The organism is Pedobacter sp. GW822-FHT03F06 (assembly GCF_058801365.1).
On the sequence record NZ_JBXANE010000001.1, the window covers coordinates 114,929 to 138,298 of the forward strand.

Here is a 23,370-nt window from a genome sequence, read left to right on the forward strand (position 1 = left end):
ACGATCCTTTTTATTTAAATCTTTCATTTATTCCTCATCAAGTCATTCCTTTTTCAAACATTTCACCGCTAACGTTCGTTTAATCGTAAATAGATTTTGTTATGAGCACCTCCGATAAACTACTAACCGAACATAACGCTAAAGTTGTTGTACTTGATTTTATCAATGCCTTAAACACCGAAAATTTTGAAATGGCCAGAGCACAACTGCATGATGATATGACTTTTAAAGGTGTTATGGGCGAGAGAAACGGAGCCGATGTTTATATCGACGACATGAAGAAAATGAAATTCAAATATGATGTTATAAAGGTATTTGTAGATAATCAGGATGTTTGTTTGTGGTATGATATAAACATGGGTGAAAAAACAATCTTTTCAAGCGGATGGTACAAGCTGGAAGACGAGAAGATTGAGTCGTTTCAGGTTATATTCGATCCGAGGCCTATTTTATAAGATTAACTTATCTATATATCTGTAATCCAGAGGGATATTTATTTTATAAAATCAATATGACCGTATCGTCATTTCTACCGCAGTGGAGAACCTGAAAGCGCTGCGAAGCTAAATCTGTTTAGGTAGATCTCTCCATTTCACTGCGTTTCAGTCGAGATGACGATCATTCTCTTAGCATATGTTAATAGTAGCTGAGCCTCAGGATTTTTAACGGTTTTAATTTTCTATTATGTTTCATCTAATAACAATCGATCAAAATGACCGATTGTTATAAGCATTAGCAAACCTGTTTGAGTTTTTTAATGATAATGTGGCTACCTTCCAACTGAAAAAGAAACATTAAAAATTCATCGGTTTCACTGATCTCGATATTTTTTATGGTACCAGATTGGGTATTCCCGTCTGTAATCTCATCTCCTACTTTTAATTCTAAAAGTGTAGACGTTGGCAGGTCATTACTGATTATTTTCATTTATAAAGGTAAATGTAGGGTGAAATATGTTTTTACGGGTGTAGAAGAAACCTTAAGTGTGCCGCTATGGGCATTGGCAATTTCTGATGCTATATATAAACCCAGCCCCAGGCCTTTTTGATTGGGTTCTACCTCACCTCTGGAAAAAGGCTGAAACAACCGATCCATTGCGGCAGCCGGAATTTGCTTACCTTCATTGGCTACACAAAGATTAAACTCTTTTTCGGTACTGAAACCAGCGATTTCAACGGTAGAATCTGATGGAGAATAATTTAAAGCATTTGCCAATAAATTAGAAAAAAGCTGTGCCAGTCGCTTCCCGTCTGCATGAACAGGGTAATCAAAATTAAAACTCACCTTAATATCTCTTAATGGCCAAATGGCCTGCAATTCTTCTACCACCTGGAGCAGCAACTTCTCCAAATTTTCGTCTGCTGTTCTGTTGAGTTTAATTCCCCCGCCTAAACTACCGCTGGCAAAATCGAGCATATTTTCAATTAAACCATTCATTCTAAATGACGAGTCTTTAATGATTTTAGTAATACGGCCACTGCGTTCATCTAAATTCAAACGCGATAGAAGCTGTGCACTATTAGAAATTGCATTTAGTGGATTTCGTAAATCGTGACCCAGAATAGCAATAAACTGATCTCTTAAAACAGCTATTTCCTGTTCTTTTTTTAACTCCTGCTCCTTTTTAGCGAGTTCTTCCAGTGCATCTAAATGAAAGGCTATTAAATCGGCAAACATGGTAAACATACCTGTTACTGTTGGATTTTTCAGCTTGGCAGGTTTAGGATCAATGGCGCAAAGCGTACCGAAAAACTCACCATTTTTTAACGTAATGGGCACTGAAATATAACTCTGAAAACCATACATTAACGGTGTATGGTGCTGTACAAAATCGGGATCTTCAGCCACATGATCAATGATAACAGCCTGTTTATGCTGCCTAATCTCGTTACAGATGGTTGTTTCCAGTTTAAGTTCACCACCCACAGCTAATCCGAAATTTATCTCATCATGAATAGCACAGGCAGTCCATGTATCTGATGTTACCCTGGCCACTGCCGAAAACCCCATACCTGTGGTTCTGCAAACAATTTCCAAGATATGCGCAACAGCAGGAATCTGATTTATGGATTCAATATCTTCAAGGATGGTTTTACTAAAATTTTGCAATGCTAAAGGGAATAATTTGAAGCAATTTACAAATATTTATATAGGCAAAGGATAGTATTTAAAGTTCTAACATAGCTTTTACACACATTGATCAATTTATTCCTGAATTGCGTATAAATCCCCGGTAATTACCATCAAATTGTGCAAGATAACGTAAACAGGTAGCGCGCAGCAAAATCGCGGTACGCCTTATCCGGAGATGAAAGATAAAACACAACCGTATTGATTGAGAATTGAACTGAGGTCAAAATCAGTCAGGAAAACCCAATCAATACGGCCGTTTATATTAAGCTTTTAATAAAGCTGGTTTTTCGTGGTAGGTTCTCCAAAGTAATTCACCAAATAAGGTGTTAGACCAAGCAAACCAGGCCCTTGTAAAGTTTGCAGGGTTATCTTTATTGAAAGACTCGTGCATAAAACCTTTACCAGCATGTGTTTTGCGCAACATTTCGATACAGGCTTTAATCTCGGCGTCATCTTTTGATGTTAAAGCACGCATGGTAATACTCATTGGCCAGATCATATCCTGACCAGCGTGCGGCCCACCGATTCCCTCAGCAGCTGTACCTTTAAAGAAATAGGGATTATCTTTAGAAAGCGCGAATTTTCTTGTGTTCTGATAAATCGGATCTTCAATTTTCATTGCACCTAAATAAGGTAAGCCCAACAAACTTGGCACATTAGAATCGTCCATCAGATACGAACTTCCAAAACCATCTACCTCAAAGGCATAAATTTTGCCATATTTTGGATGATTAACGATAGCGTGTTTTTGTAGCGCTGCACTCACTTCATCAGCCAGGTTTAACAAACTGCTTTCCAAAGCCTGGTCGTGCTGTAAAGCTTTAATCATTTCTGCTGCCTGCTTTAAACTCGATACCGCAAAAAAGTTAGAAGGAACCAGGAATGGGAAAATGGTGGCATCATCACTCGGGCGGAATGCAGAACAGATTAATCCAACCGGATTTACCGGAAAACCATAACCTGCCATCGGTAAAGAATCGGTAGGTTGGGTAGTTTCGCGCTGAAAATGATATGGTCCTTTATCCGTTTTTCGCTGTTGTTCTTTAAATGTTTTTAAAGTAGCTTCAATTCCTTTTTTCCAATCGGCATCAAAAGGTGTTTTATCGCCTGTTTTTTTCCAGTAATGGTAAGCCAGGCGGATTGGATAACATAAAGAATCTATTTCCCATTTACGCTCGTGTACACCAGGCTGCATGGCAGTTTTATCGGTTTTCCATTCCCCTACCTTAGTGGCATCGCCATAAAAAGCATTTGCATAAGGATCTTTTAAAACACATTTTGTTTGATGGATAATTACGCCCGCTATTAATTTTTTAAGTGGTTCATCTTCGTTTACGAACTGAAGATATGGCCAAACCTGTGCTGAGCTATCGCGCAACCACATCGCATCAATATCACCGGTAATTACATAAGTATCTGGTCTACCATCTTTTTCTGAATGATAAACCGTAGTATCTAAAGTATTGGGGAAACAGTTTTCGAACAGCCAGGCCAATTCGGGGTTTTTAACGTTTGCCTGGAAAGTTTTAATTGCAGCATCTACCGCTTTACTTTGAAAGTGTCTTTTTGCGGCGGCTACACGTACAACAGGGAATTCAGGTGCAAGATTGGCGGCAAAAGAAAATTTCGATGCGACAACTCCTGCCCCTAACAGGCCTGTGTTTTGTATAAATGTTCTTCTTTTCATTATGATGTATTATGATATTTTGGTTTAATTTCTACTAAACGAAATCTATACATTATCGATTATGATAAATAGTAGTGGTAAGATTTTATTCGGTTAGCGCTTAACAAATATTATTATAATTTTTCGAACATCAAAATCATTATAGTCAATTAAACTATTCCTAAATCGATTTTCTTATACATCATATTGAAATAGATTCAGATAACATCTTGAGGGACTAAAGGTAATAATTATGTCTGTAAAAATAATTTTGAATGAGTATATTTAAATAACCAAACCTATGCTTATGAATGCAGATAACATTACCTTATCTAAACGCATTTTATCTATTGATATACTTCGCGGGTTAGTGATGATCATTATGGCGCTGGACCATACGAGAGATTTCTTTCATATTGGTGCCATGACCAGCGATCCGCTGAATCCGGAAACCACTACAGGAATGTTATTTTTTACCCGTTGGATTACGCATTTCTGTGCACCAACCTTTGTTTTCTTATCAGGATTATCGGCTTATTTATCGGCACAGAACAAAACAGCAGCTCAGGCGAGTTCGTTTTTGTTAAAACGGGGTTTATGGTTAATACTGATAGAAATTGTGGTGATCACATTCGGGTTAACCTTTAATCCAACCTATAATTTCATTATTCTTCAAGTGATCTGGGCTATAGGAACCAGTATGATATTCCTCGGATTGGCCAGTCGCATTTCTTATAAAACTGTGCTCATAATTGGCCTGATATTGGTTTTTGGGCATAACCTTTTCAATTTATTTCCTGCTCCGGCCGATTCAAATGGTGGCTTGATCTTGAAAATATTCTTCACCGCATCAGGAACCGTTGTGCCGCTTTCCGCCAATCATTTTGTCGGAGTATTTTATGCCATCCTCCCTTGGACGGGTGTGATGTTTGTGGGCTATGGCGTTGGCGCCTGGTATAAAAAAGGCTACGCTGCCGAGCGCCGACAGCGCAATTTATTAATTGTGGGTTTGCTCACTATTTTTGTCTTTATCTCCCTAAGGTTGGTCAATATATATGGCGATCCCCTTCCGCGAAAAGAATATCACGATTTCTTTAAAAACGTGCTTACTTTTTTTAATGTAAACAAATATCCACCATCTTTACAGTATATCGCGATGACTTTAGGACCGGCCATGTTATTTTTGGCTTTTACTGAAAACCTGAGCAACCGGTTTACCTGGATAACTTCTGTATATGGTGCTGTGCCTTTCTTTTATTATGTACTGCACTTTTATCTGTTGCACACCCTGTTAATTGTGGTGTTTTTTGCCACAGGGCATAATACCAAAGAAATTGTACAGGTTCCATTTTTATTCAGACCTGCCGCCTTTGGCTTTGGCTTACCAATAGTGTATTTAATCTGGTTTTGTGTAGTAGCCGCTTTATATCTCCCCTGCAGGTGGTTTAAACGATATAAAGAAACACACCGGCAATGGTGGTTAAGGTATATTTAAAACAAAAAGGGGGTTCTAAAGGCAATTTCACCTCAGAAGTTGTCATGTTGTCCAAAGGACTCCTACGGAGAGCCTCCCGATGAAAATCGGGACAAGTCGTCGAAATATCTCAAGCCGTATTTAAACAAGCCCTTCGACAGGTTACCAATGACAGATTCTAAAAATTGGCGTCATCTCGATCGAAGCAAATGCGGAGTGGAGAGATCTTTGGACTATGTTAAAAGATCTCTCCTCCAAAGGAGTTCCTTTGGAACACTGCGGTCGAGATGACGATTTATCTTACCAGTCACCCAACTCCTTTGTTTTTTGTCAAAAAACTGACCTGTCACGATAACAAATCTATATTTATGATACAACTTCTTTGTTTAGCCTTTTTTCCATTTTATACCACAGCCAACAGCTTTCGTTGATGCAATTGCGGGCTTTTTACCGATGGATAATTCGTTAACTGCATTTTTAACATACTCTACTTTTGTGCTGTTTGCTTCTTCCGGATCGTTATCTATGGCTCCAATGTACTCAACCACGTTTCCCTTGCCGGTTTTGTTCAGTACAAAAACATGTGGTGTTCTGGTTGCACCAAACTGTTTGGTTACCACATGATCGGGATCTAACAGATAAGGGAAGTTGAATTTCTTTTCTGAGGCCAGCGCCTGCATTTTTTGGAAACTTTCGTCAGGAACGGCCCCAGCATCGTTTGGATTAATAGCTACAACTGGATAACCTTTTGCAGCATAAGTTGCATTTAATGCCGAAATACGCTCCTGATAAGCTTTTGCCACCGGACAGGTATTACAGGTAAAAACCACAATGTAGCCCTTTGCATCCTTGTAATCGGCCAAAGCAACCATTTTGTTATTTACGTTTTTCAGCGAGAAATCTTTTACTACATCACCCACTTTATAACCTTCAGTCTGGGCGAATGCGAATCCTGAGATCAGCATAAAAGCCATTAAAATCAATCTTTTCATAACGATCTATTTTAAGTTTAACAAAGTATTTTTCAGTTCAGTTTCTGTAAATTCTTTCTCATAAAAACGTCTGGCTTTCTTGTTTACAAACAATGTAGCAGGAATAGCACCCGACCATTTTTTGTCGATCCTTTCGATATACGCTTGCTGATCGGATTCATTTAAAAGAAATACCTCGGCGTTAATTTTATTGTTCAACACAAACGGAATCACTTCCTTTTGCAGTTTTGACTTAAAATCCAAACTCACCAAAAGCACCTTAACAGGCTTTTTTAAATTGGCTAAACGTAATTTCTCGAAATTCGGCAACTCAGCCACACATGGCGAACACCAGGTGGCCCAGAAATTGATTACATAAGTAGTATCTTTTCCATTGGCAATGCGTTTATCCAACTCATCCAATTTGAGCAATCTTACCTGCGCTGTAGCGCAATAAGTAATTAAAGATAAGCAGATTATGAAAAATATACGCATAAAAGAATAACGAAAATTAATGGGGATTGTTTTATTGTTATTCTGAGCAAAGCGAGAGTCTGCGAGACAAGCATGAATACAAATTTAGTCTATTACCCCTTGAAAAGCAAGGTTCAGTTTTCTTAGGTTCCGAAAGCCCTGCCATCCGCTTTACTTCGTTTCACTTCGTGTTCGCTACTGTCAGGTTTAGCTAACCTAAAACTGTGCTTTTTTTTATAAAAAGCCACTATGCAAATAGCTTAAAACTTTGATTATTGCTAATTTACTTTATAAAATTTGGTTTAGCTTACCGTTGGTTTCAACCAACGGGCAAAAAACTAATTCACCGATCCCGATTTAACCAATACACGCTGATAGGCAGGTAAAGTTAAATCATCAACAATTACGCCCCGGGTAGTGCTTGCATGCACGAAAAAACCATTGTTGAGGTATACCCCTACGTGATCTACATCATTGCCGCCAAAAGAGAAAAACACCAGATCTCCTTCCTTTAAATTATCTATATTTTTACGCTTCACCACATTGGCTTGCTCGCGCGAAATACGTGGAAGTGTAACTCCATAAATTTCTTTCTCCAATAAAAAAGCAAAACCAGAACAATCAATACCGCCTTTATCTAAACCTCCAAAACGGTATTTTACACCTGTCCAGTCGGTAATGAAACGATAAAGTGGTTTGCTTTTTAAATTTGCCATGGCATCAGCGGCTTTAGAAGCTTTAGTATCACTTTTAACCGTGTACTTTCGGGTACCGCATGACGAAAGAAAAAATATAATGGCTATTAAAAAGAATATATTCCTTTTGAGGTGGAAGGTAAAAGGCATAAGGTTTAAGGTAAGCTGCATAAATATTGTATTAATGTATTAGAGATTAAAGATGCTTTGTCCTTAAACCTTACACCTAAACCTCTAACCTTCTTAATTCTTAATCAATCGTTGTATTTCGTCCAGTTTCAATAAAGCTTCAACAGGCGTTAATGCGTTTACATCCAAGTTATTCAATGTATCACGGATTTTCACCAGAACAGGATCGTCGATGGCGAACATCTGTAACTGATAAGCCTGGTTCTGTACTTTTTTAATACTGTCTTTTATACTTTGTCCTTCTGTACGGTCTATTTCCAGTTTTTTTAGTATCTCATTTGCGCGACCAATTAATTTTGTTGGCATACCGGCCATTTTCGCCACATGTATACCGAAACTATGTTCGCTACCACCAGGAACAAGTTTCCGTAAAAAGATTACCTTATTGGTCATTTCTTTTACCGATACATTAAAGTTTTTAATGCGCGGCATGGTATTGGCCAGTTCATTTAACTCATGGTAGTGGGTGGCAAATAAGGTTTTTGGTCTGGCAGTTGGATGCTGATGCAAAAACTCGGCAATGGCCCAGGCAATTGAAATACCATCGTAGGTACTCGTTCCGCGGCCAATCTCATCGAGTAAGATTAAACTGTCGTCAGAAATGTTGTTCAGGATACTGGCCGTTTCATTCATTTCGACCATGAATGTACTTTCTCCTGATGAAATATTATCAGATGCCCCTACCCGGGTAAAAATCTTATCTACAATACCTACTTCTGCGTCCTTAGCAGGAACGAAAGAACCCATTTGCGCCATCAGTACAATCAGCGCAGTTTGCCTTAAAATGGCCGACTTACCCGCCATGTTGGGTCCGGTAATCATAATAATCTGCTGACTTTCGGTATCGAGGTAAACATCATTGGTAATGTATTCTTCTCCAACAGGCAGTTGTTTCTCAATTACTGGGTGGCGGCCACCTTTAATATCAAGCACTTTATTTTCGGTAACTTTTGGCTTGTTATAATGGTTTTTGGCCGCTAACTGTGCGAAACACAATAAACAATCAAGCTGCGCAATTAAAAACGAATCGAGTTGGATTGGTTTGATGTAACTGGCAGTTTCGTACATCAATTCGTTGTACAAACGGATTTCGATCGCCTGGATCTTCTCTTCCGCACCCAAAATCTGGTCTTCGTATTCTTTAAGTTCTGGTGTAATGTAACGTTCGGCATTTACAAGCGTTTGTTTACGGATCCAGCCCGCTGGTACCTTATCTTTATGGGTATGGGTAACTTCTAGATAATAACCAAAAACATTATTAAAGGCAATTTTTAATGATGGTATTCCTGTTGCCTCTGCTTCGCGTTTTTGTATCTGAACCAGATAATCCTTACCGCCAAAAGCTATTTTACGCAAGCGGTCTAAATCTTCGTCAATTCCGTCGGCAATTACATTTCCTTTAATCAGCAAAGCTGGTGGTTCGGGTTGCAATTCCCTTTCAATTCTCTCTCTAATAGCCAAACATGGATTTAACTGATCTGCTATTTTAATCAGGAAAGGGTTTTTAGAATCGGCAGCCAGTTTTTTAACCGCCTCGATATGGTAAAGTGCGCGTTTTAAAGCAACCAATTCCCTTGGGCCAACACGCTGCAGGCCTACTTTAGAAATAAGTCGTTCTAAATCGCCAATCTGTTTAATGTTATTTAGAAATTCGCCTTGTAGTTCTTCATGTTTTACAAAATACTCCACCATTCCAAGTCGCTCCTGGATTGGTTTCAATTCTTTTAATGGCATAATGATCCACTTCTGCAACAAACGTGCGCCCATTGGGGTACAGGTATGGTCCAAAATATCGAACAAGGTTACGGCGTTGTCGTTAGGTGAATTCACCAATTCGAGGTTACGGATGGTGAAACGGTCTAACCACATATAACGGTCTTCTTCAATACGGCCAATCGAACTGATATGTTGTAGGTTGCGGTGCTCGGTTTCGCCCAGGTAGTGTAGAATAACACCAGCAGCAACAATTCCGCTCTGTAAACGCTCTACACCGAAACCCTTTAACGAGGAAACCTCAAAGTGTTTCATCAGGGTTTCGTTTCCGAAATCAGTGGTAAAAGGCCATTCGTCTAAACCAAAAGTGTAAAAACGGTCGCCGAAGTGCTCGGTAAATGCCTGTCGTTTCGATTTCTGAAAAATAACTTCTGTTGGCTTAAAGCCTTGTAAAAGTTTATCAATATAATCGCTGTTACCCTGTGCAATTAGAAATTCACCTGTCGATATATCTAAGAATGAAACACCCAGTTGTGTTTTATCAAAGAAAACACAGGCAAGGAAATTGTTCGATTTTTGGTTTACAATATTATCACCGTAAGCTACTCCAGGCGTAACCAACTCTGTTACACCACGTTTAACAATGGTTTTTGTGGTTTTAGGATCTTCCAGCTGATCGCAAATGGCTACGCGTTGTCCTGCCCGCACCAATTTGGATAAATAATTATCCAATGAGTGATGCGGAAAACCAGCCAGTTCTAAAGCACCGCCATTAGGGCCAGTACCTCTTCTGGTTAATACGATGCCTAATATCTGTGCCGTTTTAATGGCATCTTCGCCAAAGGTTTCATAAAAATCGCCAACCCTAAATAGTAAAAGTGCGCCCGGATACTTCGCTTTAATTGCGTTGTATTGCTGCATTAACGGGGTTTCTTTATTCGTGTCTTTAGCCAAAACTGAAATTAATTTACAAAAGCCATAAAGATAACACGAATAAGCATTTTACAGCTGTTTTGTTGAAAAGTTAAAAGATTGTTAGTTTGTTTAAGCGCTTGAATGTTTAAATCTGCTATTTGAATGGCATCCCAGTTAACCGGTTTATAAAATTTAAACAGTTAACCATCATTTGGAAATGAAGGGTTCTGTGCTTTTCGGTTGGTGTGGTCCTGTTATCCGCTTTACTTCGTTACACTCGTGCCCGCTCCTACCAGGTTTAGGTACGAGGGGCTGTTTTAACCCAGTTGCACATAGTTTTCTTTCTTCAACAGTTAACCGGTTTATACAATTTAAACAGTTAACCACTATTTGGAAATGAAGGGTTCTGTGCATTTCTGATGCTACTGCTCTGCTTTCCGTTTGTAATCCCTCTTTTCAATCCTATTGTTTGTACGCATCTTTTTAAGAATAGTTTAGGCATTTTGCTAACCAACTTTAATAAAGCACGGATTTTAACCAAGGACGCTGTCAATCCCAGGAGCCAGGGAAATCAAAAAAACAGTTGCAGTTCGGGTAAATTGGCACTAACAAACCTAAAACGCAGTGGTTTTGTGTTCATAACGATAATTTAATTTTAAAAAATATTGAACACAAAACGAAGTGCCACTGTTTTTTTGATGCGCATGGGATGGTGCAAAAGGCTCATTGCCGGATTGACGAAGCGCTTTGGGTACTTTGGCGCTCCAAAGTACCATGCCACCGCGGCATAGAGCGGCAGAAAAATATTATAATTAATTGTGCCCACACAATAGTCTTTTAATCGGGAGTTACCGCTTCAATCAGGTTTAGGTACGAGGGGCTGTTTTAACCCAGTTGCACATAGTTTTCTTTCTTCAACAGTTAACCGGTTTATACAATTTAAACAGTTAACCATTATTTGGAAATGAAGGGTTCTGTGCTTTTCGGTTGGTGTAGTCCTGTTATCCGCTTTATCCCGATGAAAAAATCGGGATGCTCGCTCCTACCAGGTTTAGGTACAAGGGTCTGTTTTAACCCAGTTGCACAATCATCAGCTAAATTCTATAGTTAATCTAAACTAACAATTTAAACAATTCACCTACTTGTATGTTAATCCTAATATATATTAACCTAATATTATAATTATGACGATCCAATTGAATACCGACAAAAACTTAACCATACACCAGGAATACGATGAAAAAATTCAAACACAGTTAAATGAAGGTTTGAGCAGATATAGCGATCTGATTACGCGCTTAGAAGTTCATTTATCTGATGAAAATGGCAGTAAAGATGGCTTAGACGATAAAAGATGTTTGTTGGAGGCCAGAATTACGGGAAAAGATCCTATAGCCGTTACCAATATGGGCCATACCTACGATTTGGCTATTACAGGTGCATTAACCAAGCTGAAGAGTACACTCGAAAAAGTGGCTGGAAAGATGAAAGCGCATTAAATCCTTTCGTCACCCTGAACCGAGCCCTAGCGAGCTCACCAAAGGTAATTTAGTTCAGGGTCTATCAAACAAAATACTTTTATAATAAAAAAAGCAATCTAGTCAGATTGCTTTTTTATTGTTATAACATTTTCCTTTTGTCTCTATTGTTAAAAAGAGTTTAACATTTGCCTTTTAGAAATTCAAATTTAGTACCTGCTACAGCGTTCCTAAACATGTCATCATTTTCCCTGTCAACCGTGCTTACATGAATATTACCTTCTTTGCAAATTGAACCAAGCATACTTTGAGATTCATTCGTAAAATAAACATATTGAAGAATACCATTTGTACTTACCAAATACGAAAGGTGTTTAACAAACTGAACCATATTCTGTTTGTTTACTATTAAGCCTCCTTTAAAATCCTTACCTATACCTTCATTTTTGAGAAATTTCATCCCCTTTTTAAAGTTTTTGTATTTTCCTTCTCGAAATCTCCATGCTAACTTCTCATCTCCCAAGAATGTAAAACAATCCGATTTTACCCCCTCTAAAAGATGATTAAGTTCTTCTCCTAATGCCTTAACATGTTTTTTATTAGTTTTTGATGTGATAGTTAGAATATAATTGGCGAAGGTTTCTGGATAGAAATAATCGTAGTCTTCAATTTCCTCATTATAATTTCTTTGCGGAAATATCGGATATGCTGCAAGGCATTTCTTCCTTTTGATTTGTTCAATCACCTTGTAGCTTATCTTTAATGTAATTGCTCAATATATCCCAAAAACAGCTTTAAAGCTTTCTTTCTATCAACAGTAACCTCAAATTGAAGTTTGTGGTACAGGTAATCTTCCAGGTCGAAATTCGACACTTCAGGTAATTCCTGCAAAACTTCTTTTCTATGCGCTAAACCAAATTTTAAAGCGGCATTAAATTCAGCCTTAAATTCTTGTGAGATTTCTTTATTGGCCACCCAGGCAGCGTACATAAATGGTAATCCGGTAAAGTTTTTCCACTCTTCACCCATATCGTAAGCGTAAGCAAAATCTTCTTTTTTTCCAAAGGTTCTATCGCCGATTAAAACAAAAGCATCAGTTTTTACAGCAGGGTCTGTAGTAAACTCCACCTCTTTTTTCCAATAGAATTTTAGCAATACTTTGGCCAGATTGTTCGATGTACGCGAGTGGGTATCTAGTCTTACCGTTTTAATTTCCTGTGCGGGAACTTCACTAAAAATGAATACGGAATTTACAGCTCCATCGCTTCCAATGCAATAATCGGCTACAATATTCGCATTGGGAACCAAGGGTATAGCTGCTACAGGCATTAAACCGATATCAACCTGACCGCTAATTACTTTAGCTGCGCAATCTGAAGGAATATCTAAACTTAGATCAATTTTATTTATAATGTTAGAATGTTCTAATCCGTATATAAAAGCTTTGGTATTGGTATAGGCAACAGCCGATATTTTAATCTTATTCAAGGTGTTATGTTAAATCTTTTATTATCACTCGCCATGGTTCGTGTCCTCACGAACCGTTATATAAATCCCTTTTATCGTGTCAACAGATCCTGAAACAAATCCAATAGCTATCGGATCAGGATGACGAACTGATAAAGTTATTCAGCCACTAAACCGTCTAAATGAACGGCACTGTTAAATTCAAGAACAGTAAATTTTCCATCTTCGAAACCCATCTTATAAAGCACCGTATTTTGATGTGGAAATTCAGTCATTTCGCTCAGCGGTTTGCCTAACAATAAACACAAGAAAACGCGCATCGCTCTACCGTGCATGCAGAGTAAAACGGTTTTTTCTTCAGGCCTGGTCATCAAGACTTCCATAGGCTGTTTTAAACGTTCGTAAACGTCCTGAACGCTCTCGCCCCCCTCGAAATGTGCTGTATAATCACCATCCTGCCAGCTCTGCAGCATATCACGGAAAGCATCACGTGCATCTTCTGTATTGGGTTGTCCTTCCCAAACGCCCCAGGCCAGTTCGTCTAAACCAGAAAGTTTTTCCCATGGTAATCCGGAATCAATAAACTTCTGAACAGTTTGCCAGGTACGTTTTAAATCCGACGTGTAAATCTTATCAAAAGGGACGTTTTTATAAGTTTGGTAAAAAGCTTCTGCCTGTGCCCTACCTAAATCATTTAAGTCAGAATTTATACCTCTGCCCTGTACTATGCCTTGTCTGTTAAGTTCCGTTTCGCCGTGGCGTATGATGTATATTTCTTTGACCATTAAAATGGGATTTTTAGGGTTATAAGATTGCAGGACTAACGTTATTTATTTTTTTGATTTTGTGAACGGATCTTAAAATCTTATCATCATAACAATCCTAATTCACTACCGGTAGCTTATAATATTGAGGTTTCTTTTCTTCTTCGAAAATTACGTGTTCGAAATCGGTAACCACATTATATAAAGTATCGCGTTCTATTGCTTTTCTGCCCACTTGTTTAATCAGATTCACCAGTTCTTTGGTGCTCATTGCAGGTGTTTGTTCCTCGGCACCGGCCATCGAGTATATTTTGGTGGTATCATCCAACGTACCGTCAATGTCGTCCACACCATAATTCAAGGATAACTGAGCGGTTTCGCGGCTGATCATGGCCCAGTAGGCTTTAATATGATCGAAGTTGTCCATATAAATACGGGCGATGGCGTAATTCCTTAAGTCTTCAATTACTGAAGATTCTGGCACATTACTCATCTGATTATGTTGATTTCTGAACTTTAGCGGAATAAAAGTCTGGAAACCACCTGTGCGATCCTGCAATTCACGTAATTTCTCCATATGATCTACCCGGTGCCAATATTTTTCAATATGACCATAAAGCATGGTGGCATTACTGCGCATACCTAATTTGTGCCATTCTTCGTGTATATCTAACCATTGCTGACCGGTACATTTATCTTTAGCAATCTGTTCTCTAATTTCAGGGTGAAAAATCTCCGCCCCTCCACCAGGTATCGATTCTAATCCGGCTTCTTTCATCAAACGCATACCTGTTGCATAATCGATTTTGGCTTTCTTAAAAATATAATGATACTCCACAGGCGTTAATGCTTTCACATGCAAATCAGGGCGATGCTGTTTAATTGCTGTAAATAAAGCAGAATAAAAGGCGACATCGTATTGAGGAAGTACCCCGCCTACAATATGCACTTCGGTTACAGGTTCGCCATCATATTTTTTAACGATATCGAGCATCTGCTCCATCGTTAAGGCCCAGCCTTCTTCTTTTTGTTTGATTAAACGCGAATACGAGCAAAATTTGCAGTCGTAAACGCAAAGATTGGTCGGTTCTAAATGGAAGTTTCGGTTGAAATAAGTTTTATCACCGTGTTTCTGTTCGCGGATAAAATTTGCCAGGACACCCAGATAACCCAGTTCTGCATGTTCGTACAAATTAACGCCTTCATCGAAGGTAATCCGTTCTCCGTGAAGGACTTTGTGTGCTATGTTTTGTAATTCAGTTGATAAATTGGTATCAGCTAATATTTTTTCAACTTGCTCAGTTGTATTCATTCCTGATTTATTTTGAACAAAAATACAATAATGAGGCGATTTGAAAATCATTTTCTTGTAACAAACCGCGATTTTTGAATGTTGTCCTTGATTATTAACCACAGATGAACACTGACAAACACAGATTTTGATTGCTTTTTAACGTGAGCTTAGCTGTAGGCGTTAATATTAGCCACGGAAACACGGAAGTCACGGAAAAATAACTGTCAAACTCCAGTATAAATTGATGTTTCCCCGCTTGACGGCCAGGTATATAAGACAAAACCTGATTCTAATTTATATCTGTGTTAATCTGTGGTTAAAAACCTACTATAAAACAGTCTAAGAGACTCCGTGTAAATCCGTGTTTCCGTGGCAATCCTAAAAGACGATAAACAAAAAAAGCACCTCTTTTCAGAAGCGCTTTATATGTTTTTCACAGGTTGATATTTTTAGCTAACTATCTTGCTGCAGGTACAAAGGTTAAAACGATGTTAGCCGTTTTGCCACCAAATTCGATTGGCGATTTCAAGATCATTTGTGTACTAGAAAGATCAGTTAATACTAAACGGTAACCTTCTGTTACGTTTTTAGCTTTATCACCTTCAAATATTTTCTTAAACTGGAAGGTCTGATCTTTAGGTGCTGCCGACCAGAAGATAGTCTGCATTACCGAACCACAAGTACTTGATGCTGGTAAAGTGTACGAACCATTACCGCTATTGGTTAAATTCCATGTACTTCCCTGAAAACATTTGTAAGATTTCTCTCCAAATAAACCTTGAACTGCGCCATCAGGTAATCCTTCTAAAGCTACATTACTCACTACCCATTCGCGAACAACTGTACCTCTGCTACCTGTTACACCTGCAGTTACTCTTTTCGCAGTATTACAACTTTGTAACATTACTAAAGTAGAACATGCTATTGCGATAGCTATAAATAATCTTTTCATTTTTGTTTAATTTAATTTCGTCAAACTTGTTACATAAATCTTGCCAAAACCATTACGAACCTTAAATTAGCGCTGAATTATTAAATTGCATCCCGATATTACTTCGATCAAAATCAATTATCATGAAACCCGAAACCCTTGCTATTCACGCTTCTAATCTTGTAAAAAGCATTACTGGCGATGTTACCTTACCTATTAATCTATCGACAACTTTTTTTCGCGACGAAGATGGAGGCTATCCCGGAGGGCACATGTATAGCAGGGTAAGCAATCCAAACCGGTCTGCTTTAGAAAACACTGTAGCGAAATTAGAATATGGTGAAGATGCGGCCGCTTTTTCTTCAGGCAATACCTGTGGTATGGTTTTGTTCCAGTCCTTAAAACCTGGCAGCCATATTATTGCACCTGATGATATGTACTGGGGTATTAAAAAACAGTTACTCACTATTTTTAACGACAGTTTGGAATTTGATTTTATTGATCAGACCGATTTAAATCTGATACAATCGAGCATCAAACCTAACACCAAATTGATCTGGATTGAAACGCCATCTAACCCATTATTAAAGGTTACCGATATCGAAGAGATTGCCAAAATAGCTAAAGCTAAAAACATTACGATGGCCTGCGACAGTACCTTTGCTTCACCTATTTTACAAAATCCGATTTTACTGGGTGCCGATATTGTAATGCATAGCAGTACCAAATACCTGGGTGGCCATAGCGATGTACTTGGCGGGATTTTAGTAACAGCCAAAAAAGATGCGTTATGGGAGAAAATCAAAAACATTCAGCAAACTGGTGGTGCGGTTCCTTCTCCCTTCGATTGTTTTCTACTCACCAGAAGCATTAAAACACTGGCTTACCGCATGAAAGGCCACTGCGAAAACGGAAAAATTATCGCTGACTATTTAAACGGACATCCAAATGTTGAAGCTGTTTTTTATCCAGGATTAAAAAGTCACCCACAGCATGAAATTGCAAAGAAACAAATGAAAGATTTTGGTGGGATGATGTCGTTCCTGGTTAAGGGAGATGTTGAAGCAGCCCACAGAGTGGCAAATAAGGTTCAGTTATTCGCGCAGGCGACCAGTTTGGGCGGTGTAGAGAGTTTAATTGAGCACCGTTATTCGGTGGAAGGCCCTGATAGCAAAACGCCAAAAAATTTACTCCGTATTTCTGTAGGCCTGGAGCATGTAGATGATATTATCGCCGATTTAGCGCAGGCGCTGGGGTAAAAAGAAAATTTTCGTCATTGCGAGAAGGCTTTTTCAGCCGACGAAGCAATCTTTATGAGAACGCTAGTAGCGATCGTTTTAAGATTGCTTCCCCGAAAGGTTGGGATCCTCTTCGCAATGACGATTTATTTGTTTGAACCTATTTAGGGTTACAAATTGTGCTTAGTTTTAGCGAATAATTTGCCTCAAGCGGCTCATTTGTCTGTGCCAAACGTTGCGATCCCGTATTAGCAGGGCAGGCAATGTCACCTGCAGCATCGTATATTAATTTTGTACCGCCGGCCAATAATTCTTTTGGTACGTAAATCTGCACCTTGGTAATCGAATAACCAGAAGGAAAATAACGCACATAATAACCATCAGGGTGTTTGGTCCAGATACCACTTGGTACATCGCTTCTTGGTGGTGCCATCCCCGCTATAATAGCGTATTTTTCCATGTCGGCATAAGTGTAATTTCCAGACGACACTAATTGACGGATATTGTTTTCTGCCTCAAAAACAGCCCGCACTCCTGATGGTAACTGATCTTTAGCCTTCTCCATTACATCGAAAGGTAAAACACCCAAAGCACCGCCTTCTAATTGTGTAAGTTGTTTTGGCGTTAATAATTTAATGGCAGTTACTTTAACCTGTCCGTTAAAATCGGCAAATTTTGTTCTGGCTATGATTGTCCAAAGTAAAGCCTGGATATCATGCTGATCTACATCAGGATGCTTTTCTGCACTTTTGAGTATAGAAACCACAATTTCTTCCTTGGGGCCTAAAACCGGAGCATACATATAACCATCACCTTTTGACGGCGCGAAAGTTCCTGCTTTTAAACAATAACTTTTATTGGTCATTTCGTAAAGCCCCTCGCAAAGCACGAAACCACCCTCTGGATTTTTAGGCAGTAAGTACAAGGGCTGGGCTTTTAAATTTAATGAATTAATAAAATCAGGCAGCTTTTCGCCTTCTCTATTTACGTCTTCAAAATTAGTGGTAATGGCAGCAGGTTGTTTCAAAAACTTGTCTACGCCTAAAGCTTTAGCGCCCTGGGCGGTGCCCACTTTTAATAATTTATCTTTTAAGCCTCCAAACTGAGCGTTTACGCTGTTTAAACAGACTACAGTAAATAGCATTCCTAAACATAGGGATTTTGTATTTTTCATGATGATTAGATTTAGATAGGTAACACAAACTTAGAATTTTAAGCGTTAATTTTATATTAAAAGTTTAAACCACCTTATCAGAATAAAAAATACATTACTCATTTACAGATGATTGACATAAATTCGGAATTTTATTTTGTGGATTAAAATTAAATTCAGACATTTGGAATATTATTTGGCGGAAAGCTAAATAAAAGTCAATCTTCACGGGTTGATTTATAAAGAAGTGGCGAGAGACTGGCTCGATGACCCACTGGCAACCCTCAGAAAGAGAAGGTGCCAATTCCTGACCGGATAACATGGTGTTATTTGGAGATATAAATTAGAACTGATGAAAACATTAAATCTTCAATCGCTAAGCGAGCCCAGCGCAAACCAAAAAAATGTAGAACAAGTTTCTATTTCTTTTATTTGTTGCAATATGCGTGCGGTTACTTATATGTGCTGTTGCATAAAGTAATTTAAAAATCTTCCTTTTTTGTTTCTTTCAAACTGGAAGGTCCTGAGAAATCGGGATACGCCCTGCTAGGTTTTAGGATTAGCCTAAAGCACTACATGTATCATCTTATTCAACAATAAAAAACAGAAATCATGTCAACATCATATAAATTCGAAACTTTACAATTACACGCTGGACAAGAAATAGATCCAACAACAGGCTCAAGGGCTGTTCCTATTTACCAAACCACTTCTTATGGTTTTAAAAATGCAGAACATGGCGCCAATTTATTTGCGTTAAAGGAGTTTGGTAATATCTACACCAGGATTATGAATCCTACCAATGATGTTTTCGAAAAACGTATTGCCGCTTTAGAAGGTGGTGTGGCAGCTTTAGCGGTAGCATCTGGACAAGCAGCACAGTTTATTGCACTAAATAATATACTGGAGGCAGGCGATAGCATCGTTTCTTCAACCCATATTTACGGAGGAACCTATAATCAATTCAAAGTAGCTTTTAAGCGCCTGGGTATTCATGTCGATTTTGCCAACCCAGATGTACCCGAAGAATTTGAAAGCAAAATAACCGATAAAACAAAAGCAATCTTTTTAGAAACCATTGGCAACCCTGCATTTAGTGTGCCTGATTTCGAAAAAATTGCAGCCATTGCCAAAAAATACGATATCCCTTTAGTGGTTGACAATACTTTTGGTGCAGGAGGTTATTTGTTTAAGCCCTTAGAACATGGCGCCAACATTGTTGTAGAATCTGCAACGAAATGGATTGGTGGTCATGGAACCAGTATTGGCGGCGTTATCGTCGACGGCGGAAATTACAACTGGGGCAACGGTAAGTTTCCTCAATTCTCTGAGCCATCAGAAGGTTACCATGGTTTGGTTTTTAGCGATGTTTTTGGTATCGGCGGACCATTTGGCAATATCCAATTTATCATCCGTGCCCGCGTAGAAGGATTAAGAGATCTGGGACCTGCCCTATCGCCTTTCAATTCTTTTCTTTTGTTACAAGGCTTAGAAACCTTATCACTTCGTGTTCAGCGCCATGTAGATAATGCATTAGAATTAGCGACCTGGTTAGAAAACCATCCATTAGTTAAAGAAGTACAATATCCTGGCTTAGCCAGTAATAAATATAACAACCTGGCTAAAAAATATTTAAGCAATGGTTTTGGCGCAGTTTTATCTTTCGAGTTAGCTGGAAGCAAAGAAAATGCTACACAGGTAATTGATAACTTAAAACTGGTGTCGCATCTTGCCAATGTGGGTGATGCAAAAACGCTGATTATTCAGCCTTCGGCCACAACACACCAACAGTTAAGCGAAACAGAACAATTAGCTGCAGGTGTAAAACCAAATGCACTGAGGGTTTCAGTAGGCATTGAGCATATTGACGATATTAAGGCCGATTTCGAACAGGCATTTGCAACAATTAAAGCTACAGTTCCGGCAGAGAATTTACAAGCCTAAACCCCAAACCCTTTAAGAGGCTTTTTAAAAACGACAACAACATTACAAAATGCATAACAGTAAAAACGACAATGTAAAATCCACTTCGGGGAATTTTGCGTCAACATATAGCTATAACAAACAGTTCAAATTAGAGAACGGAAAAAAAATCCGTAACCTGCAAGTTGCTTATCAAACTTATGGCAAATTAAATGCAAATAAAGATAATGTAATTTGGGTTTGCCATGCACTTACCGCCAATGCAGATGTTTTTGAATGGTGGGAAGGTTTGTTCGGTGAAAATGCTTTGTTCAACCCGGAAGAGCATTATATCGTTTGTGCTAACGTTTTAGGCTCACATTACGGCAGTACAAACCCATTAAGTACCAATCCGGTAACAGGTTTACCTTATTACCTTTCTTTTCCACAGTTTACCATCCGCGATTTAGTATCAGCACACCAGTTATTGGCTTCGCATTTAGGTATCGATTATATTAAACTATTAATCGGAGGTTCTTTAGGCGGACAACAAGCTGTTGAGTGGAGCATTTCGGAGCCAAATAAAATCGAAAACCTGATTCTGATTGCCACTAATGCAGCGCATTCTCCTTGGGGAATAGCTTTTAACGAAAGTCAGCGTTTGGCCATTACCACCGATAGAACTTTTTATGCCAACCAGCCTAACGGTGGTAGCAAAGGTTTAAAAACCGCTCGTAGCATTGCACTTTTAAGTTATAGAACCTACAGCGCTTACGGCAGCACACAGGTAGAAAGCGTAAACGATAAAACAGACAATTTCAGGTCGTCTTCTTATCAGAATTATCAGGGAGAAAAACTGATCAACCGTTTTAACGCCTACAGTTATTATTATTTAACCAAAGCAATGGACAGCCACAACGTGGGCCGGAACCGTAAAAGTATTGCCGACGCACTAAAATTAATAACGGCAAATACTTTGGTAATCGGGATAGAAAATGACGTTTTGTTTCCTTTATCAGAGCAAAAATACCTGGCCGATCATATCCCTGGAGCAGAATTTAGTGCCTTACATTCAGATTATGGTCATGATGGATTTTTAATCGAAACAGATGCTTTAACTAATGTAATTGGAAACTTTATTAAGGAAAGCCGTAATAAAAAAATAATCAAATTGCAGCATACCGCTTAAAAAGGTATAAGGTAGACGGTGTAAAGGTTGAAGGTGAAAACTGGATAACAAAATAAAATTTAAAACAAATCACAAAAAATAAGAACAGCTATATCGGTGCAATCCATTTATCTGTGTAATCACTTTAAGAAATGAGTAAGAATTTAAAAATCGGTTTATTTGGTTTTGGTGTTGTAGGACAAGGTTTATTGGATATTATCCAAAGCCAGAACCTAAACCTGGAGATCATTAAAATCGCGATAAAAGACCCAAGAAAGAAGCGTACTCTTAATAAGGATCTATTTACCACTGATCGCAACGAGATACTGAACAATACAGAGATCAATACCATTGTAGAATTAATTAACGATGCCGATGCTGCATACGAAATTGTAACCACTGCATTAAAAAATGGTAAAAATGTAGTTTCTGCCAATAAAAAAATGATCGCCACACACTTAAAAGAACTGGTAGATTTACAACAAGCGCATGGTACTTCCTTATTGTACGAAGGAGCCGTTTGTGGTAGTATTCCAATTATCCGTAACCTGGAAGAATATTACGACAATGAATTATTCCATGCTTTGAGTGGGATTTTTAATGGCTCATCTAATTACATTTTGTCGAAAATATTTAATGAGAACCAAAGTTACGACTCGGCTTTAAAAGAAGCGCAAGATTTAGGTTTCGCAGAAACCGATCCAATTTTAGACGTTGGTGGTTACGATCCGAAATATAAACTGGCCATTGCTACCGCACACGCATATGGTTTATTTGTAAATCCTGATGCCATTTTAAACATCGGTATACAGAACCTTTCTAACCACGACATTAAATATGCGCGTGAGAAAAACTTTAAAATTAAGTTGGTTCCTACAGCACGTAAAGTGAATACAAAAGATATCGTGACTTATGTGTTACCAAAACTGGTAGCCAAAGATGATTTCCTTTACAACGTAGAAAATGAGTACAATGCAGTTGCTGTTCAGGCGGCTTTTGCTGATAAACAATTTTTCTATGGTAAAGGTGCTGGGGGCCACCCTACTGGTGCTGCTGTACTTTCTGACATTGCGGCATTGCGTTACGATTACCGTTACGAGTACAAAAAATACCACTCAGAAAATGGTGTAAAACATACCGAAGAAATTTTATTGGAAATTTACTTACGTTATGCGGATGAAGATCTGATCACTTTATTGGATTTTGATAATATCAGCGAACGTTATGCTGCAAGTAGCTATAAATATGTGGTTGGAACAGTTAAGCTAGAAAGTTTAATTAAGAACCGCGACTTGCTTTTGGAAGAATCTGTTTTTGTGGCCTATACCGGCAGACAGATTTACAAACAAGAGCAATTGAGTGAAAACGTTTTTGCCCAGGAACTGGCAAGCCTATAATTTATTTTTAAGGTTAATTTTTTTATTTGTTTTGTTGTTAAGCACAAAGGTCGGAGCGAGTCCGACCTTTTGCGTTTATGTAAAATTTTCGAGTATCCGTTGCCTATCTTCGTTTTCCTTATCGTTTTTATGGTAAAGTTCAATGAAGACTATCTTTTGTTCTTCTTCATAAAACGCATAAATTAACCTCAAACCAGAGTTTACACCCCGACCTTTTAAAGATTTACAGGCCATCTTTTTTATTTTAATAACACAGTTATTAATACCTAAATTATCTATGGTAAAGCTAAATGGTGGCTGCTGACTTGGCCTAACATTTATAATTGCTTTTACCATTTCCAAGTCGTC

General features: G+C 38.4%; 22 protein-coding genes and 1 riboswitch. Of the genes, 7 read left to right on the forward strand and 15 right to left on the reverse strand.

Going from position 1 to position 23,370, the window contains the following annotated elements; all coding sequences use genetic code 11:
* The first annotated feature begins 101 nt into the window (after window positions 1-101).
* Complete coding sequence (locus AC1RJ8_RS00345; protein WP_492952311.1) at window positions 102-455, forward strand: nuclear transport factor 2 family protein; 354 nt, start codon at window positions 102-104, stop codon at window positions 453-455.
* 277 nt (window positions 456-732) lie between these two features.
* On the opposite strand, the gene AC1RJ8_RS00350 is transcribed toward AC1RJ8_RS00345, so the two are convergent.
* The 3 genes from AC1RJ8_RS00350 to AC1RJ8_RS00360 form a co-directional block, all read right to left on the reverse strand.
* The gene (locus AC1RJ8_RS00350) at window positions 733-927 is read right to left on the reverse strand and encodes a hypothetical protein (protein ID WP_492952310.1); all 195 of its coding nucleotides are present in this window, start codon (window positions 925-927) and stop codon (window positions 733-735) included.
* Window positions 928-2,109, reverse strand: a complete 1,182-nt coding sequence (locus AC1RJ8_RS00355; RefSeq protein WP_492952309.1) for a GAF domain-containing sensor histidine kinase — start codon at window positions 2,107-2,109, stop codon at window positions 928-930.
* 286 nt (window positions 2,110-2,395) lie between these two features.
* Window positions 2,396-3,820: a glycoside hydrolase family 125 protein gene (locus AC1RJ8_RS00360; protein ID WP_492952308.1), complete on the reverse strand. Its 1,425-nt coding sequence runs from the start codon at window positions 3,818-3,820 to the stop codon at window positions 2,396-2,398.
* Between the two features lie 286 nt (window positions 3,821-4,106).
* On the opposite strand from AC1RJ8_RS00360, the gene AC1RJ8_RS00365 reads away from it, so the two are divergent.
* Entirely contained in the window at window positions 4,107-5,294 is a 1,188-nt protein-coding gene (locus tag AC1RJ8_RS00365) for an acetyltransferase domain-containing protein (RefSeq protein ID WP_492952307.1), read from the forward strand.
* Window positions 5,295-5,659: 365 nt separating this feature from the next.
* On the opposite strand, the gene AC1RJ8_RS00370 is transcribed toward AC1RJ8_RS00365, so the two are convergent.
* From AC1RJ8_RS00370 to AC1RJ8_RS00390, 5 genes are all read right to left on the reverse strand, one after another.
* A complete protein-coding gene (locus AC1RJ8_RS00370; RefSeq protein WP_492952306.1) occupies window positions 5,660-6,265 on the reverse strand; it encodes a thioredoxin family protein in 606 nt (201 codons plus the stop codon).
* 6 nt (window positions 6,266-6,271) lie between these two features.
* A complete protein-coding gene (locus AC1RJ8_RS00375) occupies window positions 6,272-6,739 on the reverse strand; it encodes a TlpA family protein disulfide reductase (RefSeq protein WP_492952305.1) in 468 nt (155 codons plus the stop codon).
* Window positions 6,740-7,056: 317 nt separating this feature from the next.
* Complete coding sequence (locus tag AC1RJ8_RS00380) at window positions 7,057-7,584, reverse strand: C40 family peptidase (RefSeq protein ID WP_492952304.1); 528 nt, start codon at window positions 7,582-7,584, stop codon at window positions 7,057-7,059.
* Window positions 7,585-7,656: 72 nt separating this feature from the next.
* Window positions 7,657-10,269, reverse strand: a complete 2,613-nt coding sequence (gene mutS, locus AC1RJ8_RS00385) for a DNA mismatch repair protein MutS (RefSeq protein WP_036669212.1) — start codon at window positions 10,267-10,269, stop codon at window positions 7,657-7,659.
* Between the two features lie 340 nt (window positions 10,270-10,609).
* On the reverse strand, window positions 10,610-10,732 hold the full coding sequence (locus tag AC1RJ8_RS00390; protein ID WP_493008020.1) for a hypothetical protein: 123 nt from the start codon (window positions 10,730-10,732) through the stop codon (window positions 10,610-10,612).
* A 682-nt stretch (window positions 10,733-11,414) separates the two neighbouring features.
* On the opposite strand from AC1RJ8_RS00390, the gene AC1RJ8_RS00395 reads away from it, so the two are divergent.
* Window positions 11,415-11,729, forward strand: coding sequence for an HPF/RaiA family ribosome-associated protein (locus AC1RJ8_RS00395; RefSeq protein ID WP_492952303.1), 315 nt, complete (start codon window positions 11,415-11,417; stop codon window positions 11,727-11,729).
* A 160-nt stretch (window positions 11,730-11,889) separates the two neighbouring features.
* On the opposite strand, the gene AC1RJ8_RS00400 is transcribed toward AC1RJ8_RS00395, so the two are convergent.
* The 5 genes from AC1RJ8_RS00400 to AC1RJ8_RS00420 all read right to left on the reverse strand — a co-directional run bounded on the left by AC1RJ8_RS00400 (window position 11,890) and on the right by AC1RJ8_RS00420 (window position 16,185).
* Entirely contained in the window at window positions 11,890-12,453 is a 564-nt protein-coding gene (locus tag AC1RJ8_RS00400) for a hypothetical protein (protein ID WP_492952302.1), read from the reverse strand.
* 14 nt (window positions 12,454-12,467) lie between these two features.
* Complete coding sequence (locus AC1RJ8_RS00405; RefSeq protein WP_492952301.1) at window positions 12,468-13,196, reverse strand: menaquinone biosynthetic enzyme MqnA/MqnD family protein; 729 nt, start codon at window positions 13,194-13,196, stop codon at window positions 12,468-12,470.
* Between the two features lie 137 nt (window positions 13,197-13,333).
* Window positions 13,334-13,960 (reverse strand): histidine phosphatase family protein, encoded by a 627-nt coding sequence (locus AC1RJ8_RS00410; RefSeq protein WP_492952300.1) that lies wholly within the window; start codon window positions 13,958-13,960, stop codon window positions 13,334-13,336.
* 97 nt (window positions 13,961-14,057) lie between these two features.
* The gene (gene mqnE / locus AC1RJ8_RS00415) at window positions 14,058-15,251 is read right to left on the reverse strand and encodes an aminofutalosine synthase MqnE (RefSeq protein ID WP_492952299.1); all 1,194 of its coding nucleotides are present in this window, start codon (window positions 15,249-15,251) and stop codon (window positions 14,058-14,060) included.
* A 439-nt stretch (window positions 15,252-15,690) separates the two neighbouring features.
* Window positions 15,691-16,185, reverse strand: coding sequence for a hypothetical protein (locus AC1RJ8_RS00420; RefSeq protein ID WP_276904671.1), 495 nt, complete (start codon window positions 16,183-16,185; stop codon window positions 15,691-15,693).
* A gap of 122 nt (window positions 16,186-16,307) precedes the next feature.
* Here AC1RJ8_RS00420 and AC1RJ8_RS00425 point away from each other — a divergent pair, with 122 nt between their 5' ends.
* A complete protein-coding gene (locus AC1RJ8_RS00425) occupies window positions 16,308-17,423 on the forward strand; it encodes a trans-sulfuration enzyme family protein (RefSeq protein WP_492952298.1) in 1,116 nt (371 codons plus the stop codon).
* Window positions 17,424-17,562: 139 nt separating this feature from the next.
* Here the strand turns inward: AC1RJ8_RS00425 and AC1RJ8_RS00430 are convergent, their stop codons facing one another.
* Window positions 17,563-18,576, reverse strand: coding sequence for a hypothetical protein (locus AC1RJ8_RS00430; RefSeq protein ID WP_492952297.1), 1,014 nt, complete (start codon window positions 18,574-18,576; stop codon window positions 17,563-17,565).
* 213 nt (window positions 18,577-18,789) lie between these two features.
* Window positions 18,790-18,900, forward strand: a riboswitch (SAM riboswitch).
* A 267-nt stretch (window positions 18,901-19,167) separates the two neighbouring features.
* Between AC1RJ8_RS00430 and AC1RJ8_RS00435 the strand changes: the two genes are divergently transcribed.
* From AC1RJ8_RS00435 to AC1RJ8_RS00445, 3 genes are all read left to right on the forward strand, one after another.
* Window positions 19,168-20,499 carry an O-acetylhomoserine aminocarboxypropyltransferase/cysteine synthase family protein gene (locus AC1RJ8_RS00435; RefSeq protein ID WP_492952296.1) on the forward strand — a complete coding sequence of 444 codons (1,332 nt, stop codon included), beginning with the start codon at window positions 19,168-19,170 and terminating at the stop codon, window positions 20,497-20,499.
* Window positions 20,500-20,548: 49 nt separating this feature from the next.
* On the forward strand, window positions 20,549-21,646 hold the full coding sequence (locus tag AC1RJ8_RS00440; RefSeq protein ID WP_492952295.1) for a homoserine O-acetyltransferase family protein: 1,098 nt from the start codon (window positions 20,549-20,551) through the stop codon (window positions 21,644-21,646).
* 131 nt (window positions 21,647-21,777) lie between these two features.
* Complete coding sequence (locus tag AC1RJ8_RS00445; protein ID WP_492952294.1) at window positions 21,778-23,022, forward strand: homoserine dehydrogenase; 1,245 nt, start codon at window positions 21,778-21,780, stop codon at window positions 23,020-23,022.
* A 75-nt stretch (window positions 23,023-23,097) separates the two neighbouring features.
* On the opposite strand, the gene AC1RJ8_RS00450 is transcribed toward AC1RJ8_RS00445, so the two are convergent.
* Window positions 23,098-23,358, reverse strand: a complete 261-nt coding sequence (locus tag AC1RJ8_RS00450) for a hypothetical protein (RefSeq protein WP_493008021.1) — start codon at window positions 23,356-23,358, stop codon at window positions 23,098-23,100.
* Window positions 23,359-23,370: the final 12 nt, after the last annotated feature.

Coding starts and splice junctions, on each gene's coding strand:
- AC1RJ8_RS00345 (WP_492952311.1), top strand. CDS start 102: ATGAGCACCTCCGATAAACTACTAACCGAACATAACGCTAAAGTTGTT.
- AC1RJ8_RS00350 (WP_492952310.1), bottom strand. CDS start 927: ATGAAAATAATCAGTAATGACCTGCCAACGTCTACACTTTTAGAATTA.
- AC1RJ8_RS00360 (WP_492952308.1), bottom strand. CDS start 3,820: ATGAAAAGAAGAACATTTATACAAAACACAGGCCTGTTAGGGGCAGGA.
- AC1RJ8_RS00365 (WP_492952307.1), top strand. CDS start 4,107: ATGAATGCAGATAACATTACCTTATCTAAACGCATTTTATCTATTGAT.
- AC1RJ8_RS00370 (WP_492952306.1), bottom strand. CDS start 6,265: ATGAAAAGATTGATTTTAATGGCTTTTATGCTGATCTCAGGATTCGCA.
- AC1RJ8_RS00375 (WP_492952305.1), bottom strand. CDS start 6,739: ATGCGTATATTTTTCATAATCTGCTTATCTTTAATTACTTATTGCGCT.
- AC1RJ8_RS00380 (WP_492952304.1), bottom strand. CDS start 7,584: ATGCAGCTTACCTTAAACCTTATGCCTTTTACCTTCCACCTCAAAAGG.
- AC1RJ8_RS00390 (WP_493008020.1), bottom strand. CDS start 10,732: ATGCCTAAACTATTCTTAAAAAGATGCGTACAAACAATAGGATTGAAA.
- AC1RJ8_RS00395 (WP_492952303.1), top strand. CDS start 11,415: ATGACGATCCAATTGAATACCGACAAAAACTTAACCATACACCAGGAA.
- AC1RJ8_RS00410 (WP_492952300.1), bottom strand. CDS start 13,960: ATGGTCAAAGAAATATACATCATACGCCACGGCGAAACGGAACTTAAC.
- mqnE (WP_492952299.1), bottom strand. CDS start 15,251: ATGAATACAACTGAGCAAGTTGAAAAAATATTAGCTGATACCAATTTA.
- AC1RJ8_RS00420 (WP_276904671.1), bottom strand. CDS start 16,185: ATGAAAAGATTATTTATAGCTATCGCAATAGCATGTTCTACTTTAGTA.
- AC1RJ8_RS00425 (WP_492952298.1), top strand. CDS start 16,308: ATGAAACCCGAAACCCTTGCTATTCACGCTTCTAATCTTGTAAAAAGC.
- AC1RJ8_RS00430 (WP_492952297.1), bottom strand. CDS start 18,576: ATGAAAAATACAAAATCCCTATGTTTAGGAATGCTATTTACTGTAGTC.
- AC1RJ8_RS00435 (WP_492952296.1), top strand. CDS start 19,168: ATGTCAACATCATATAAATTCGAAACTTTACAATTACACGCTGGACAA.
- AC1RJ8_RS00440 (WP_492952295.1), top strand. CDS start 20,549: ATGCATAACAGTAAAAACGACAATGTAAAATCCACTTCGGGGAATTTT.
- AC1RJ8_RS00445 (WP_492952294.1), top strand. CDS start 21,778: ATGAGTAAGAATTTAAAAATCGGTTTATTTGGTTTTGGTGTTGTAGGA.
- AC1RJ8_RS00450 (WP_493008021.1), bottom strand. CDS start 23,358: ATGGTAAAAGCAATTATAAATGTTAGGCCAAGTCAGCAGCCACCATTT.